At 35.1% G+C, this 16229-nt stretch carries 15 protein-coding genes and 1 pseudogene; 10 read left to right on the top strand and 6 right to left on the bottom strand.

Features of this window, described 5'->3' with window-relative positions; genetic code table 11:
• Positions 1–151: 151 nt before the first annotated feature.
• Positions 152–736, top strand: coding sequence for a zeta toxin family protein (locus EKL97_RS08450; protein WP_197037222.1), 585 nt, complete (start codon positions 152–154; stop codon positions 734–736).
• Positions 723–869, top strand: coding sequence for a hypothetical protein (locus tag EKL97_RS15680; protein WP_197037221.1), 147 nt, complete (start codon positions 723–725; stop codon positions 867–869). The genes EKL97_RS08450 and EKL97_RS15680 overlap by 14 nt, the downstream gene beginning before the upstream one ends.
• 293 nt (positions 870–1162) lie before the next feature.
• Here EKL97_RS15680 and EKL97_RS08445 read toward each other — a convergent pair.
• Positions 1163–1579 (bottom strand): annotated as a pseudogene (locus EKL97_RS08445) (transposase); the annotation flags it as partial.
• Between the two features lie 540 nt (positions 1580–2119).
• Here EKL97_RS08445 and EKL97_RS08440 point away from each other — a divergent pair.
• The 5 genes from EKL97_RS08440 to EKL97_RS08420 all read left to right on the top strand — a co-directional run bounded on the left by EKL97_RS08440 (position 2120) and on the right by EKL97_RS08420 (position 7084).
• Positions 2120–2413 (top strand): type II toxin-antitoxin system HigB family toxin, encoded by a 294-nt coding sequence (locus EKL97_RS08440; RefSeq protein ID WP_126463225.1) that lies wholly within the window; start codon positions 2120–2122, stop codon positions 2411–2413.
• 5 nt (positions 2414–2418) lie between these two features.
• Complete coding sequence (locus EKL97_RS08435; RefSeq protein WP_126456257.1) at positions 2419–2775, top strand: type II toxin-antitoxin system HigA family antitoxin; 357 nt, start codon at positions 2419–2421, stop codon at positions 2773–2775.
• 550 nt (positions 2776–3325) lie between these two features.
• Positions 3326–4789 (top strand): M28 family peptidase, encoded by a 1464-nt coding sequence (locus tag EKL97_RS08430; protein WP_126568641.1) that lies wholly within the window; start codon positions 3326–3328, stop codon positions 4787–4789.
• Positions 4790–4798: 9 nt separating this feature from the next.
• Positions 4799–5965 (top strand): ATP-grasp domain-containing protein, encoded by a 1167-nt coding sequence (locus EKL97_RS08425; RefSeq protein WP_126568640.1) that lies wholly within the window; start codon positions 4799–4801, stop codon positions 5963–5965.
• Positions 5966–7084, top strand: a complete 1119-nt coding sequence (locus EKL97_RS08420; protein ID WP_126568639.1) for a porin — start codon at positions 5966–5968, stop codon at positions 7082–7084.
• Positions 7085–7358: 274 nt separating this feature from the next.
• On the opposite strand, the gene carB is transcribed toward EKL97_RS08420, so the two are convergent.
• A complete protein-coding gene (carB, locus tag EKL97_RS08415; protein WP_126561686.1) occupies positions 7359–10211 on the bottom strand; it encodes a carbamoyl-phosphate synthase large subunit in 2853 nt (950 codons plus the stop codon).
• Between the two features lie 157 nt (positions 10212–10368).
• Positions 10369–10530, bottom strand: a complete 162-nt coding sequence (rpmH, locus tag EKL97_RS08410; RefSeq protein ID WP_007136275.1) for a 50S ribosomal protein L34 — start codon at positions 10528–10530, stop codon at positions 10369–10371.
• A gap of 164 nt (positions 10531–10694) precedes the next feature.
• Here rpmH and EKL97_RS08405 point away from each other — a divergent pair, with 164 nt between their 5' ends.
• Complete coding sequence (locus EKL97_RS08405) at positions 10695–11210, top strand: DUF2892 domain-containing protein (RefSeq protein WP_126463217.1); 516 nt, start codon at positions 10695–10697, stop codon at positions 11208–11210.
• Between the two features lie 284 nt (positions 11211–11494).
• Here the strand turns inward: EKL97_RS08405 and EKL97_RS08400 are convergent, their stop codons facing one another.
• Positions 11495–12388 (bottom strand): lytic transglycosylase domain-containing protein, encoded by an 894-nt coding sequence (locus EKL97_RS08400; RefSeq protein ID WP_126568638.1) that lies wholly within the window; start codon positions 12386–12388, stop codon positions 11495–11497.
• A 19-nt stretch (positions 12389–12407) separates the two neighbouring features.
• On the bottom strand, positions 12408–13100 hold the full coding sequence (locus EKL97_RS08395; RefSeq protein ID WP_126568637.1) for an alpha/beta hydrolase: 693 nt from the start codon (positions 13098–13100) through the stop codon (positions 12408–12410).
• A gap of 240 nt (positions 13101–13340) precedes the next feature.
• On the opposite strand from EKL97_RS08395, the gene EKL97_RS08390 reads away from it, so the two are divergent.
• Together EKL97_RS08390 and EKL97_RS08385 are read left to right on the top strand one after the other, a co-directional pair.
• Complete coding sequence (locus tag EKL97_RS08390) at positions 13341–14057, top strand: pirin family protein (protein WP_126555852.1); 717 nt, start codon at positions 13341–13343, stop codon at positions 14055–14057.
• Positions 14058–14086: 29 nt separating this feature from the next.
• On the top strand, positions 14087–14371 hold the full coding sequence (locus EKL97_RS08385; RefSeq protein ID WP_126463288.1) for a GNAT family N-acetyltransferase: 285 nt from the start codon (positions 14087–14089) through the stop codon (positions 14369–14371).
• 57 nt (positions 14372–14428) lie between these two features.
• Here the strand turns inward: EKL97_RS08385 and EKL97_RS08380 are convergent, their stop codons facing one another.
• The gene (locus EKL97_RS08380) at positions 14429–16063 is read right to left on the bottom strand and encodes an ABC-F family ATP-binding cassette domain-containing protein (RefSeq protein WP_126463208.1); all 1635 of its coding nucleotides are present in this window, start codon (positions 16061–16063) and stop codon (positions 14429–14431) included.
• Positions 16064–16229: the final 166 nt, after the last annotated feature.

Below are 16229 nucleotides of genomic sequence, written 5' to 3'. Positions count from 1 at the left end.
GTAGTTTAAATAACATATATTTACTCCATGAGTAACAAAATACAGTTCGTTTAGAGGTTTTTAGACGAACTGACGTTGGCAGTAATCTCAAAAAAATCCAGAAATCGAAAAAGAATAGTTTCCAATTTTGAATTTGATTATATTTGCAATTATGAATAAAAACCTTTACATAATTGCAGGTTGCAACGGAGCAGGGAAAACAACCGCTTCTTTTACTATTTTACCTGATATTTTAGACTGTAAAGAATTTGTAAATGCTGACGAAATAGCGAAAGGATTATCGCCATTTCAGCCCGAAAAAGTTTCATTTGAAGCTGGAAGAATAATGATAAAGAGAGTTAATGAACTTCTTGAAATTAATGAAAATTTTGCTTTTGAAACTACTTTAGCTACCAAAAGTTATAAGTCAAAAGTAATAAAAGCTCAGAGTAAAAATTATACTGTTACTTTACTTTTTTTTTGGTTGCAAAACGTAGATTTGGCAATTGAAAGAGTAAAAACACGAGTATTGGAAGGTGGACATAATATAGAGACAGAAGTTATTCGACGTAGATATAAAAACGGGATTAAAAACTTATTTGAAATTTATCTTTCAATAGTTGATGAAGTTATGATTTTTGATAATTCAGGAGGGAAACCTGAATTGATTGCTGAAAAAACTTTAGAAACAGAAATAAACATTTTAAATGAAATGAAATTCGATAAACTTAAAAAATATTACAATGAAAAAGCATAAAAGAACATTAAATCAAACCAAGATTTTAGAAGGAATGGATAAAGTTTATGAAAAACTAATCGAATTCAAAAAGAAAATGAATAGCGAATTGATAATATTGAAAGATAACCAAATCGTAAGACTAAAACCGTAAATATTTGCACTTCTGCCAGCAGCTAGGGTTTCGTTGCGTGCGCAGCACGAAAAATCAATTATAATCACCGAATACCAACAAAAATAAATTCAATGAGGTAAATCCGGGTTGAACTGCCTGTCCCGTTTTTACGGGAGAACCGATTGTACGTCCGTCAACGCTATGCTCTTATCGAAAAAAAATTAGAGAGAATTATAAGAGGCAAGCGAGCCTCTTTTTTTGTAGCGTGGTTTCAGCTTGTTTTTTTTCGTGTTTTTCATCACTTTTGAGCAGAAGTTCCCTTACCCATCCCGCTAATTAGCGGGACAGGAATTTGAACTTTGGCTACCGCCAAGATACCAAGCAGGTGGACCACGCTGGTCAAAGACTGCTATCCGGTGTAAATTTCCTGTTTTACAACACGGACACTTAGGCATAAAGGTCTTTTTCTCTGCTTTTTCTAACACTTTTACTTTGAGCTTTTCTTGTAGAAGCTTTAGTTTTTTTCGTTTCCAGGTGCTACTCAAAAATCCATAATGCCGTATTTTTACAAAACGTTTGGGCAAAATATGCAACGAAAATCTTCTAATAAACTCCTTATGCGTGAGCGTCATTTGTTTTTTAACGCCCGCTACTCGGTAATCCTTGTAAACAAAAGTTACGTTTTCATTGTCAATGCTTTTAATTCGATTGTTACTAATGGCAATTTTATGAGTGTAACGTCCTAGATATCCCCGATCGCGCGGATATCTGATTTTTCGGACAACGATAGCGCGGATTTGCAATCCGTGCCCACAAAGAGAATGATTCAGCAAGAAATTGTGCCCGTTTAGAGTGTGAAATAGAAGTGGTTTTATTAGAATTATTTCGATATTGTTTACGGGCACGGATTGCAAATCCGCGCTATCGAAGCTAAAAATTATCATCAAAACTGTCCAGTTTGAACCGGAATGAGGTGTTCACTTTGCTCCGGATTTGTTCGTATTCAGTGCAATCTCCTAAAAAAGATGGCTTTATATTTTGGGACTCTAAAAACAATTTTTAACCCTTTTTACGGACTGTTATATTTTAATATTCATAAGCGAATTTTGCCAGAACGAATTTTAATTGTAGTTTAAATCACAGGTATTTACTCAATGAGTAACAAAATACAGTTCGTTTAGAGATTTTTAGACGAACTGACGTTGGCAGTCATACACACTTGCGACGGAAAAAATAGAAATCCCATTTCGGGAACTTTTTTTTATTATCTTTGAAAAAAATTAATACATTTGAGAGTAGTAGCTAAAAAAATATTAAAAGACTTTTGGGAGATACATGGTGATTGTGAACAACAATTAAAATCATGGTTTCAAGAAGCAAGTACAGCTGAATGGAAAAACCCAAACGAAATAAAGTTAGATTATCCTAGTGCTAGTATTTTAAATGACAATAGAATAGTTTTCAATATTAAAGGAAATAATTACAGATTGATAGTTAAACTAACTTATGAATATCAAATGATTTGGATTCGATTTATTGGAACGCATGCAGAATATGACAAGATTAATGCAAATGAAATTTAAATATTATGGAAATTAAACCTATAAAAACAGAAAACGATTACAATCAAGCTTTACAAAGACTTGAAATAATCTTTGATGCAAAAAATGGCTCTCCTGAAGGAGACGAACTTGAGGTGCTCGGTATTTTAATTGACAAATATGAAAATGAAAAATTTCCTATCAGCTTACCAGACCCCATTGAAGCAATTAAATTTAGAATGGAGCAAATGGGTTACAACCAAAATGATTTAGCAAATATTATAGGTCTGAAAAGTCGTGCAAGCGAAATTTTAAACCGAAAAAGAAAGCTTTCTTTGGAAATGATAAGACAATTACACGAAAGGCTTCATATACCAACTGACGTTTTAATTCAAACTTATTAAAAGTACGACTGCCAACAGCTAGGGTTTCGTTGCGTGCGCAGCACCAACAATGAATTATAATCACCGAATCCAACAAAAATAAATTCAATGAGGTAAACCCGGGTTGAACAGCCTGTCCCGTTTTTACGGGAGAACCGATTGTACGTCCGTTAACACTATGGAGTTGTCGTAAAGTTTTTAGAGAGAATTACAAGAGGCAAGCGAGCCTCTTTTTTTGTAGCGTGGACATGCTAACTTTACCAGCATAAAAAGTTAAGAAACCAGGATACCAAATAAAGTCCCAAATAGAATCCCTATGCGACACATTTCTTAGTAAACGAAACGGATTTACGCTATATTCGGGAATTATTAGAGCGCAATAGTAGAAAAACTCACAACCAATGAAGTACCAAAAGCATTCAGCAAAAAAAAAGTCATTTTGATGATTTGTAATAAAAGATTATCTATACATTTGGAAAGGCTAGACTGTTCAGTAGCGATTACAGACGGGCTGCCAATACTTATTGATCCTTTACGATTTTAAACTTTTCAATTTTTAAAAATAAATCTTATGAAATCCAAACAAATTCTTCTTTTGATATTATTTATTTCCACTTCGCTTTTTGCGCAAAGCACAGCACCACAATTAGATAAAATTAAGCAGCAAGATCTAAAAGATGATTTATATGAACTGGCGGGTGACGCCTTTCGGGGACGAAGAGGAGGAGAACTTGGCGAAATGCGAGCTTCTGTTTGGGTGGCTCAAAAGGCCCGTGAAGCTGGCCTTAAACCTGCAGGCGAAGATGGAACCTACTTCCAATTCTTTAATCTGAAACGCAGCCGTGTGGCCAATAGTAGTACTGTTAGTGTAAATGGTAAAGCACTTGATCTTTGGAAAGAGATTTGGCCAACTAATTTGGTTGACACTACCCTAGAAGGCTCCGTAGTTTGGCTGGACAAAATACCGGATAATACTGTCGATCTGAAAGGCAAAATTGTAGCTATGAATATTATGCCTCCAACCCCCATTATTCAAGACTGGGTGAGCCTCTGGCAATATCGTTATACCGCTTCTGCCATGAACCAGCAGGGAAAAGAACTCCTCAGCCGCGGTGTTACTGCTATAATTTTTGTTGCTGATGACACTGTAGAGTCACTTATCTCATTTACGGGATTTCATTATCAAGAAGGAAGTTATGGAATAGAAGGTGCCCAATCCTCTACTGCAGCTACGGTACCAATTATATTGGCAAGTAAACAGTTAAAGAATATGTTTTCTAAACAAGGCGCTTATTTAAAAACTACTTTGAAGGTAGAAAATTTTGACTATCCTTCTATTAATGTTGTTGCTAAGGTTGATGGAACTGATCCTAAACTCAAAGAGGAATATGTTTTATTCAGCGGTCACCAGGACCATGACGGAGTAGGACCTGCAGTTAACGGGGATCCTATCTGGAACGGTGCTGATGATAATGCATCAGTAACGGTAGCGATGCTTGCAATAGGGAGTGCGTGGAGTACACAACCCGCTAAGCGATCGGCTTTATTTGTGTGGCACGGATCTGAGGAAAGAGGTTTATTGGGTTCTCGCTATTTTGTTAGCCATCCCACCGTTAAACTGCCCTCCATAGTTGCTGTTTTAAATGGTGATATGATAGGACGCAATGCACCTGATTCTGCGGCGCTATTAGGCGTAACAGAACCTCATCTTAATTCTTCTGACCTTGTAGCTATCACTTTAGCAGCTAATAAAAGTATTGCCAACTTCAAAGTAGATACTTCTTGGGATGCTGCAGATCACCCAGAGAATTGGTACTTCCGAAGCGATCATCTTCCCTATGCTCAAGCTAATGTTCCAGCAATATTTTTTACCACCTTATTACACCCTGACTACCATACCCCCTTCGATAGCCCAGATAAAATTGACTACGTAAAACTTACTAAGATGACAAAGTGGATTTATGAAACCGGATGGAGAGTTGCTCAAAGTGCCAAACGTCCTGCTTTAACTATTGAAATAAAAAGTAAAAAATAACTAACTATTATGTTCTTAATAGACAAGCCATTTGTTTCCGATTTTCTTATCAAAACAATAAAAGATAATAATTATAAAATAATTGCAACCAAAGTAGCAAAAGAATTGGTAAAAGATGATTCTTTGTCATGGATAGCCGAAGAGGAAGCAATCACTTTACTAAAAAATAATCCAGAAATTTCTCTTTATAGCAATTCAGAGAACGCATTAGCTTGGATCGATCAATACTATGGAGAAAGTGAATTATCAAGTCAATTACACGTTTTAAAAAATAAAGTAAAGTTTAGAGAACTTATAAAAGAGTTGTTTCCCGACTTTTATTTTAAGCAAATAAGTATTGAAGAAATCCAACGATTGTCCGATGATGAGATTCGGTTCCCATTTGTAATTAAACCTGCTGTTGGTTTCTTTAGCATAGGAGTTCATATAGTAGAAAATGAGAAAGACTGGGTAAAAGCTAAAAGTGAGTTACAACCTGATAAACTTAAAAGTATATTTCCTGAAAATGTATTAAACACAAGTAATTTTATTATTGAAGAATTTATTCGTGGAGAAGAATATGCAATCGATTATTATTACGACAATAATGGAGATGCTGTTTTGTTAAACGTTTTACACCACCTCTTTTCATCCGGAACAGACACAAGTGATCGGGTTTATTCAACATCCAAAGCAATCATTGAAAAGTATAAAATTGATCTTGAATATTTTTTAAGTAAAATTGGTAAAGAGTTACATTTAAAAAATTTCCCGGCTCATGCAGAAGTCCGCATTGATGAAAATGGGAAAATAATCCCTATCGAGGTAAACCCTTTACGCTTTGGTGGATTTTGCACCACGGCCGACCTTCTAGGAGTAACTTTAGGTTTTAATGAATACAAATGCTTTTGTGAAAACAAAAAACCAGACTGGAATACTATATTTAAAGGAAAAGAGAATAAAACATTTAGTGTCATTATTTTGGATAATAATTCAGGAATAATCCCTTCGGATATTTTAGGATTTAACTATTCAGGTCTTGCTAAAGATTTTGAAAAACCGATAGTAATTAGAGAATTAGATATAAATAAATATCCTGTATTTGGATTTGCTTTTATTGAAAGTGCTGCCAGTAATAAAAAGGAATTAAATGATATTCTAACCTCTGATTTAAGAAAATATATAGTATCGAAATAAATGAATTTTAAATCACAGGTTAGGAGCTTACTTCTATTTATTTCTTGTTTTTCAAGTAGTATTCTTCTTGCTCAAAATGATAGCATTTGGCACCAAAAGCCTGAACTGAATATTTCGGGCTTTTTGGATGTTTTTTATGTATATGATTTTAACCAACCACAAAAAACAGAAAGACAAACATTTTTATTTAACCACAACCGCCACAACGAGTTTAACTTAAACTTAGGTTTTGTGAAACTTGATGTGAAACATTCAAAGTATCGAGCAAATTTAGCTTTACAGACTGGAACGTATGCAAACGACAACTATTCAGCAGAGCCAGGTATATTGAAAAATATTTTTGAAGCGAATGTTGGTTTGTCATTAAATAAAAAAAAAAATCTTTGGATAGATGCCGGTATTTTTGCTTCACATATTGGTTTTGAAAGTGCTATTTCCAGTGACAATTGGACAATGACACGTTCCTTGTTAGCTGAAAATTCACCCTATTTTTTATCAGGAGCAAAATTAACCTATAACCCAAACGATAAATGGGAAATAACAGGTCTAATTGTAAACGGTTGGCAACGCATCCAGCGACTTCAGGGAAATTCAATACCTTCTTTTGGCACCCAAATAAAATTTAGTCCGACTGAAAAAGTTATTCTTAATTGGAGTACGTTCATTGGAACAGACGACCCTGACATAATAAGAAGAATGAGATACTTCAACAATTTTTATGGACAATTTCAATTGACAAAAAAATTTGGCTTAATCGCAGGGCTTGACATTGGAATACAGCAAAGCATGAAAGGAAGTTCAGATTGTGACTTATGGTATAGCCCAATAATTATCGGACAATATGCCATAAATAAGTATTGGAAAACAGCCATAAGAGCAGAATATTATCAAGATGAAACGGGAATAATTATCCCAACAACCACGCCAAACGGATTTAAGACAACAGGACTTTCAGTCAATCTTGATTACTCCCCGACTCGAAATATAATTTGCAGACTTGAAGGACGTTGGTTAAACAGTAAAGACAAAATTTTTGAAACTAAGACAACACCAACAAACAATAATTTCATAATAGGAACATCAATAGCAATAAAATTTTCAGAAACATTAAAGAAATAAAATACAATTCTATAAAACAGACGGAAGAAGAAGACCAGCAAACAATAGTGTCTTTAAGAAATTAGCGGTTTATTGAAGTTCTGTTTAACAATTAAACTTTAGTGGAAGTTGACAGTTCTGTGCTTCGAAATCGTTAATTTCAAATAACTATAAATTGTTAAAAATAAAATCAAATTGTGCCATTAAAAAAAGCATTTATGGCTATCCGCCATTTTTCATATCTAAGCAAAAAAAGCCCCAATCGGGGCTTTTTACATATAATAAATTCAAGTTTCTACTTACTCAAATACATTTTTCTTCTGGAGTACAATTCGTAGAATTGATCGTCTTTCAAATCATCAATAAACAAGATGCTTTCTCCTGTTGATTTCATTTCTGGTCCTAATGCTTTGTTCACATTATGGAACTTGCTGAAAGAGAAAACCGGTTGCTTGATGGCATATCCTTTCAATTGCGGATTAAATTTAAAATCGGTTACTTTATTATGCCCTAACATTACTTTGGTCGCATAGTTCACATACGGTTCTCCGTAAGCTTTTGCAATAAACGGCACCGTACGAGACGCTCTAGGATTTGCTTCAATGATGTAAACGATATCATCTTTGATTGCAAACTGAATGTTGATTAAACCAACGGTTCTCAAAGCCAACGCAATATTTTTAGTGTGGTCTTTTATTTGTTGCATTACAAATTCACCTAAGTTAAACGGTGGCAAAGTCGCGTTACTATCTCCAGAGTGCACTCCGCAAGGTTCGATGTGCTCCATAATTCCTATGATGTACACATTTTCGCCATCGCAAATCGCATCAGCTTCCGCTTCAATTGCACCATCTAAATAATGGTCTAAAAGCAATTTATTTCCTGGAATCGTTTTCAATAAATTGATTACGTGCTCTTCCAGTTCTTGTTTGTTGATTACAATTTTCATTCCTTGACCACCCAACACATACGAAGGACGAATCAATAATGGAAAATCTAAAGTATCCGCCAAAGCTGAAGCTTCATCCGCTGTTTCAGCGATTCCAAATTGTGGAAAAGGAATTTTTAAATCGGTCAACAATTCTGAGAAACGACCTCTGTCTTCGGCTAAATCCAAAGCATCAAAACTCGTTCCTATAATTTTAATACCGTATTTAGACAGTTTTTCGGCTAGTTTCAGGGCCGTTTGACCTCCTAACTGCACAATTACCCCTTCTGGTTTCTCATGTTGGATAATATCATAAATATGCTCCCAGAAAACCGGTTCGAAATACAATTTATCTGCTGTATCAAAATCAGTCGAAACTGTTTCCGGATTACAGTTTATCATAATCGTTTCATAACCACATTCTTTGGCGGCAAGCACCCCGTGAACACAAGAATAATCAAACTCGATTCCTTGTCCAATTCTATTTGGGCCTGACCCAAGAACGATTATTTTCTTTTTATCGGTAACAATACTTTCATTGTCAACGTAACGGGTTCCGTCCGCTTTTTCTATTTCGGCTTCAAAAGTCGAGTAATAATAAGGCGTTTTTGCTTTGAACTCCGCTGCACACGTATCCACCAATTTGAATACACGATTGATGTTCATTGTAGTTCGCAGCGTATGTACCTGGCTTTCCAAGCAACCTACCATGTGAGCAATTTGTCTGTCGGCGAAACCTTTTTGTTTGGCTTCTAATAGCAATTCTCTGGGTAAAGAATCCACTTTATAAGTAGAGACTTCTTTCTCTAACGTATAAAGCTCTTCGTATTGTTTCAAGAACCACATATCGATTTTAGTGATTTCATGAATGCGGCTCAATGGAATTCCCATCGCGATAGCATCATAAATCACAAAAACACGATCCCAACTCGCAAAAGTCAGTTTCTCGATAATTTGTTCGTAGTTTGTATATCCTTTTCCGTCAGCACCCAGACCATTTCTTTTGATTTCTAATGATTGAGTCGCTTTGTGCAATGCTTCTTGGAACGAACGTCCAATTCCCATTACTTCCCCAACAGATTTCATTTGAAGTCCTAACGTTCTGTCAGCACCTTCGAATTTATCAAAGTTCCAACGTGGAATTTTTACAATCACATAATCCAAAGTTGGTTCGAATAATGCCGAAGTCGATTTGGTAATTTGATTTTGCAGTTCATCTAAGTTGTACCCCAAAGCTAGTTTGGAAGCGATTTTTGCAATAGGATATCCCGTTGCTTTTGATGCCAAAGCAGAGGAACGAGATACACGAGGATTGATTTCAATCGCTACGATGTCTTCCTTATCGTCAGGAGAAACGGCAAACTGCACGTTACAACCTCCGGCAAAGTTTCCGATACTTCTCATCATCAAGATTGCATAATCACGCATTCTTTGAAAAGTCGTGTCAGATAATGTCATTGCTGGCGCCACAGTGATGGAATCACCGGTATGGATTCCCATTGGATCCATATTTTCGATCGAACAGATAATCACAACATTATCGTTTTTGTCTCTCAAAAGCTCCAATTCGTATTCTTTCCAACCCATTAAAGCCTTGTCAATTAAGACTTCATGAATAGGAGATGCTTCTAAACCTCGGGTTAGAAGTTCGTTAAAATCTTCTTTTTTATAAACAATAGCCGCTCCTGTTCCACCTAAAGTAAACGAAGGACGAATTACTAATGGGAAACCAAATTCCTGAGCAATTTCTTTTCCTCTCAGATAAGACGTACATATTTCTGCTGGAGCAGATGGCACTCCGATTTTTTTCAAAAGCTGTTTGAACTGTTCTCTGTCTTCAGTAATGTTAATGGCGTTAACATCCACCCCAATTAATTTCACGCCAAAATCCTGCCAAATCCCTTTTTCATCGGCTTCTAAACAGAGATTTAAAGCCGTTTGCCCTCCCATTGTAGGTAGGACTGCATCAATCTGAGGATGTTCTTTTAAAATTTGAATAATCGATTTTGTCGTTAAAGGCAATAAATAAATGTGATCCGCCATTGAAGGATCGGTCATGATTGTTGCCGGATTCGAGTTGATCAAAATAACTTCGATTCCTTCTTCACGAATAGAACGTGCAGATTGCGATCCCGCATAATCAAATTCGCATGCTTGACCAATAACAATAGGACCTGAACCTATTATTAAAACTGATTTTATGGATGTATCTTTTGGCATTGTGTGTAATTATAGTGTTGTGTAGTTGTTGTTTTGAAAAGATTAAAATTACTGAACTCAAATCTTTTAACTGTAAATCTTAAACATTTTTTAACGATTAGGTATAAAAAAAGGCGATACTAAAAAAAGTAACGCCTTATTTATGTTTATACAAACATTATTTTTTGTGTCTTGGTTCGCAAGAAACAGTCAATTTATGTCTTCCTTTAGCTCTTCTACGCGCAAGAACTTTTCTTCCATTAGCAGAAGCCATTCTGTCCATAAATCCGTGCTTATTTCTTCTTTTTCTTTTCGATGGTTGAAACGTTCTTTTGCTCATTGCTTTGTATCTTTAAAATCTTATTTATATGTCTTCCTATTTTTGAATAACTGTTATTCTAAAACCGAGTGCAAATATACAAAGACTTTTTTTTCTCACAAGTAGTTTTGTAAAAATATTTTCAATTCATTTTACTATATTTGTCATCTTAAAATAATCACACTATGTTTCACAGAAATATTAAACTTATTATCGCCGGACTTATTATAGCTACTGGCATTTGGCAATTTAAAGAAAGTAATATTGGGAATGGAATATTCCTTATATTATTAGCTGTAATCCCTATTTTCCTTTACTTTAAAAACGAATTCATCTTATTAGCCTTCTTAAAACTACGAAAACAAGATTTTGAAGGTGCCAAAAAATGGTTGGCGTACATCAAAAATCCGGAAACGGCTTTGATACAAAAACAGCAAGGCTATTTTAATTACCTGCACGGGATCATGCTTTCGCAAACGAATATCAATCAAGCAGAGAAATATTTTAAGAAAGCCATTGAACTCGGATTATCAATGGACATGGACTTGGCTGTAGCCAAATTGAATCTGGCCGGAGTTGCCATGACACGTCGTCGTAAACTTGAAGCCACTTCCCTATTGAACGAAGCCAAAAAATTAGACAAACAGAATATGCTGAAAGAGCAGATTACTATGATGAAACAACAAATGAAGAAAATATAGTTTTTATAATTATCGAAAAAAGGGTCAAATGATACACATTTGACCCTTTTTCTTTGGTATATATCCTAATTTTTGGAATAAAACTGCTTCATGTTTTCTTATATCAATATCCGTTATTAATACTAAATTGATAAAATTAGCCACAGATTAAAAAGATTCAACTGATTTCTTAAATACAAAATAAAATCTGTGCAAATCTTTGAAATCCGTGTCAAAAAAATGCTTGGCACACTTTGCGGACATTCCTATTTTCTTAAATACCTTATATGGTTCAAAAAAATCAGTTAATATCCTTTTAACGGAATTTCGATTTGGTATTTCTTACCGGTATCATTTATTAATTTTGTTTCTCTAAGCCAAGGATTATGAATTTTCAAAATCTTATAGTTAATCCCTTGGCCTTTTGCAAAATCAGCTAAATCTGCAATCGAACTGTCAATTTCTATTTTCCGAGTGGGCAGCGTTGCGTATAATTCTTCGGGAGCAATCCTAAAATTGTATTTTTCTGGATTTTCCATAATTTCTTTCAAGGCTAAAATTCTGAAAACATAGCGGGATGTTTCTTCGGTAAGCAACAAATCATAATAATTCGATACTTTTTGAATCTCAATTTGTTTGTTTACTCCTGTCATTCCGCCATTATACGAGGCTGCTGCCAAAGTCCAACTGCCAAATTTACCTTTGGCACTCAAAAAATAACTGCACGCTGCCTGGGTTGATTTCTCAAGATCATAACGCTCATCCACATTTTCATTGACTTCCATGCCGCGTTCTTTGGCCGTTTCCGGCATAAATTGCCAGATTCCCCTTGCCCCTGCCGGAGAAACTACATTCACTAATCCACTTTCAATAACGGCCAAATATTTGAAATCATCCGGAATACCGTTCTTTTTTAGAATAGGCTCAATTACTAAAAAAGCACGACTGGCTCTTTTTATTGCCAAAATTGTAGAAGCATGTAAATTGACATTCACCTGTAATTCCCGGTCAAATCGTTCCTTGACATCTGCTATTTTCAACGGAGTTGCTTCCCCTGAAAAATTCAGTTTTTCAGGAAAAAAAGATGCCGATTCTCTTTTTAACACTTTTTCAACGTCCGGATTTGTAGTGGCAAAAACTAATATCCCACTCGCAAAAACTACGGTAAGCACTAGAATCACTTTATTCATTACTTTCATCTTTTCTTTTTTTATACCTTTAGAGTAATTGCGAAAGTGCGTTTGCTTCTTTTTTGGTTTCCAATATAATGGAAGGCAAATTTTCATTCAACCATTTGTATTTATTCAAAATCATAATATGTGTTCCTCCTTTTACAACGATACAATTCTTAATATATTTGATCGGGAAAACATCATCCATATCTCCATGAATATGAATCACGTCTGGGTCTGCAACTGTTCTGTCCCAAAGAACAACCTGCTCTACTGCCCAATTCAAATAGCGAATATCCCGAACCGAAAGGAATTTTTTATACAATTTTAATCTTTGATTCACTTTTTCTCCAAACGAAAATTTAGCCAGGTTTTCCAGATTCAAAATCAAACTCATAGGAATCAGCTTATAAGCCTTCGTTGTTTTAGCAATTTTTAATCGGCGTGGAAATTCTAAATTACTTTTGACACTCGAAATGATAATCACTTTTGAGACAGCTATACATCTGGCGATTTCCTGAACCAAAATACCTCCAAATGAAACGCCTATCAAAACGGGATTTTTATGCTTGATTTTCTTAGCTATCCTATTGGCATAATCCATCAGCGCTTCATTTTCCAACGGAATCTCCCACTCTAATAAATGGATCTCAAAACGATCTTCCGGAAGTGCAATTCGTTCAAAAATAGCGGTACTTGCCGCTAATCCTGGCATTAAATAAACTGGAATTTTACTCATAATTGTTTTAACGATTTTATAACAACATTCCCCTTTTTTATAGCGAATTTTGTATAAAATTAATTTTTTTATTGGAACCTGCTGTAACTAAGTAAGTCGAAAGTTTAAAAGTTGTAAAGTCAAAAGAATTAACTTTAAGCAAAATAGCTTTAAATCAGATTGTTACATAATTTTATCCTGATTTTAAAATACGACATTATACCATGGTTATTACTTATCATCTTATATTATTAATAATTTATGACTACACAACTATTTGAATCAAACACTAGGGGCAAAGCTGATTTTGGCTGGCTAAAAGCCAATTTTTCTTTTTCTTTTGGAAATTATTTCAATCCGGAACGTTTGCAATTTGGAATGTTACGTGTTTTAAATGATGATATCATCAAGGGCGGAATGGGTTTTGGGACTCACGGTCATGCCAACATGGAAATTATCACCATTCCTCTTGAAGGCGGCTTGAAACATCGTGACAGCATGGGAAACATAGGTGTCATTGGTTTTGGAGAAGTTCAGGTAATGAGTGCCGGGACTGGAGTAGAACATTCTGAAATGAACGCAAGCCACATAGACGAAGCCAAAACGCTACAGCTTTGGGTCTTTCCTGACAAAGAAGAAGTTACACCAAGATACGACCAAAAATCATTTGATATTGAGAATCAAATCAATACCTTTGTAAATATCGTTTCGCCAAATGATATGAATGATGGCAATGCACTTTGGGTTTACCAGAAAACCTTTTTTCATTTAGGAATTTTTGACAGCAACACTCGTTCGACCTATCAGGTTCGAATTCCTAATAACGGTGTGTACTTATTTTTAATCGAAGGCGAAATAGAAGTTAACAACCATGTTTTGAAGGCAAGAGATGCCATGGGAATAACCGATTTTGAGGCATTTGAAATCAAGATTATTACCAAATCAAAAATACTTTTGGTAGAGGTACCAATGAATTAGCGTTAATTATTATGGAGGCAGCAATCACTATGGAAATCAAAGACAACACTTTTGCAAGACAATTTGAAACTATGGTCGACGAAGGATTAGTTTCTGTTGAATATTCGTTTCAGGAGAAAAAAATATTTTTGACAAAAATAAATGTACCGGAATCCTTTGAAGATGAGGAATTCATTTCTAAATTTCTAAAAAACATTATGGAAATTGCGATAGAACGAAAATTTAAAGTTGTTCCTATCCTTCCAAAAATAGTTGTTTTTTTTAAAAAGAACCCTATTTACAAAGAGTTGCTTCCTCCGGGAATCAGACTCTAAAAAAAAGAGGCTATATTCTTGAATACAGCCTCTTTTTTTATGCAGATTTTCAAGCGATTACTTCTCTATCTCTCGCATACTGTCCATTTTTTTGTGCGCTAGGAAACCCGCAATATCCTCAAAATGTTCCACTACTCTTTTGTTTCCAAACTCAAAAACCTTAGTGGCTAATCCGTCTAAGAAATCCCTATCGTGAGAAACGATAATCAATGTACCATCAAAATCGCGCAAAGCCTCTTTGATGATGTCTTTGGTTTTCATGTCCAAATGATTCGATGGCTCATCCAGAATCAATAAATTCACCGGTTCCAATAATAATTTAATCATTGCCAAACGGGTTTTCTCTCCTCCGGAAAGCACTTTCACTTTTTTGGTTACATCATCGCCCTGAAACATAAAAGCCCCCAAAATATCTTTTATTTTAGTTCGAACATCCCCCACGGCAATGTCATCGATGGTTTCAAAAATAGTCGCATTTTCATTTAATAAAGAGGCTTGATTTTGAGCAAAATAACCAATTTGGGCGTTATGGCCAATTTCTAAACTACCACCATTGATTTCGATTTGTTTCATAATGGCTTTGATCATCGTCGATTTTCCTTCTCCATTTTTCCCTACAAAAGCCACTTTTTCGCCTCTTTCGATCACCATATTTGCATTCGAAAAAACAACATGCTCTCCATACGATTTTGATAAATCTTTTACAATTACGGGATATTGACCGGAGCGAGCAGCTGGTGGAAATTTTAGTTTCAAAGCAGAAGTATCTACCTCATCTACCTGAACGATAACGAGTTTCTCTAACATTTTTACACGGGACTGTACAGCATCCGTTTTAGAAAAAGTTCCTTTAAAACGATCAATAAAAGTCCTGTTATCCGCAATCATGCGCTGTTGCTCGTCATACGCTTTTTGCTGATGCACACGTCTGTCTTTTCTGAGTTCTAAATAATGTGAATACTTGGCTTTATAATCATAAATACGTCCCATTGTAACTTCGATGGTGCGATTCGTAATATTATCGACAAAAGCTTTATCGTGCGAAATAACCACAACCGCTTTGGCGGAATTAATCAAGAAATCCTCTAACCATTGAATACTTTCAATATCCATGTGATTGGTAGGCTCATCCAGCAAAATTAAATCTGGTTTTTGCAAAAGAATTTTGGCAAGTTCAATTCGCATTCTCCAACCACCAGAAAATTCCGTAGTTTGACGGTTAAAATCTTCGCGAACAAATCCCAGACCAAGTAGAATTTTCTCCACTTCGGCTTCATAATTTACTTCTTCAATAGCATAAAATTTCTCGCTTAAGTCAGAAACTCTTTCGATCAATTTCATATAAGCATCACTTTCATAATCGGTGCGAATCGTCAATTGTTCATTGATTTCATCGATTTCGGCTTTCATACCAAAGATTTCACCAAAGGCTTTAGAGGTTTCTTCCATAACCGTTGCGCCATCTGTAGTCAATAAATGCTGAGGCAAATACGCTACTACGGCGTCTTTTGGCGCTGAAATATTCCCAGTTGAAGGCTTACTTTGACCCGCAATAATTTTAAGCAGTGTCGATTTTCCTGCTCCATTTTTACCCATTAGGGCAATTTTATCATTTTCATTTATGGCAAAAGAAACATCACTAAAAAGTGTCGTTCCACCAAATTGTACGGAAATATCGTTAACTGTAATCATTATTTTTGTTTAAAGTTTAATGTTCAAAAATTTAAAGTTGTCATTTCCCGATTAAACCTTTTTTTTTGAAGTTGCAAAGATAGATTAATTAAAGAATTGGACAACACAATTAGATTTTTAGAATCTATTGCAAATTTTTAACGGTTAGACAATCCAAAAAAAAATA

Origin of the sequence: Flavobacterium sp. LS1P28, from assembly GCF_003970335.1 — a bacterium.
GTDB lineage: Bacteria > Bacteroidota > Bacteroidia > Flavobacteriales > Flavobacteriaceae > Flavobacterium.
Note: the sequence above shows the minus strand (reverse complement) of the source record. Positions and strands in the feature narration are given on the sequence as shown.

Coding starts and splice junctions, on each gene's coding strand:
- EKL97_RS08450 (WP_197037222.1), top strand. CDS start 152: ATGAATAAAAACCTTTACATAATTGCAGGTTGCAACGGAGCAGGGAAA.
- EKL97_RS15680 (WP_197037221.1), top strand. CDS start 723: ATGAAAAAGCATAAAAGAACATTAAATCAAACCAAGATTTTAGAAGGA.
- EKL97_RS08435 (WP_126456257.1), top strand. CDS start 2,419: ATGGAAATTAAACCTATAAAAACAGAAAACGATTACAATCAAGCTTTA.
- EKL97_RS08430 (WP_126568641.1), top strand. CDS start 3,326: ATGAAATCCAAACAAATTCTTCTTTTGATATTATTTATTTCCACTTCG.
- EKL97_RS08425 (WP_126568640.1), top strand. CDS start 4,799: ATGTTCTTAATAGACAAGCCATTTGTTTCCGATTTTCTTATCAAAACA.
- EKL97_RS08420 (WP_126568639.1), top strand. CDS start 5,966: ATGAATTTTAAATCACAGGTTAGGAGCTTACTTCTATTTATTTCTTGT.
- carB (WP_126561686.1), bottom strand. CDS start 10,211: ATGCCAAAAGATACATCCATAAAATCAGTTTTAATAATAGGTTCAGGT.
- rpmH (WP_007136275.1), bottom strand. CDS start 10,530: ATGAGCAAAAGAACGTTTCAACCATCGAAAAGAAAAAGAAGAAATAAG.
- EKL97_RS08405 (WP_126463217.1), top strand. CDS start 10,695: ATGTTTCACAGAAATATTAAACTTATTATCGCCGGACTTATTATAGCT.
- EKL97_RS08400 (WP_126568638.1), bottom strand. CDS start 12,388: ATGAAAGTAATGAATAAAGTGATTCTAGTGCTTACCGTAGTTTTTGCG.
- EKL97_RS08395 (WP_126568637.1), bottom strand. CDS start 13,100: ATGAGTAAAATTCCAGTTTATTTAATGCCAGGATTAGCGGCAAGTACC.
- EKL97_RS08390 (WP_126555852.1), top strand. CDS start 13,341: ATGACTACACAACTATTTGAATCAAACACTAGGGGCAAAGCTGATTTT.
- EKL97_RS08385 (WP_126463288.1), top strand. CDS start 14,087: ATGGAAATCAAAGACAACACTTTTGCAAGACAATTTGAAACTATGGTC.
- EKL97_RS08380 (WP_126463208.1), bottom strand. CDS start 16,063: ATGATTACAGTTAACGATATTTCCGTACAATTTGGTGGAACGACACTT.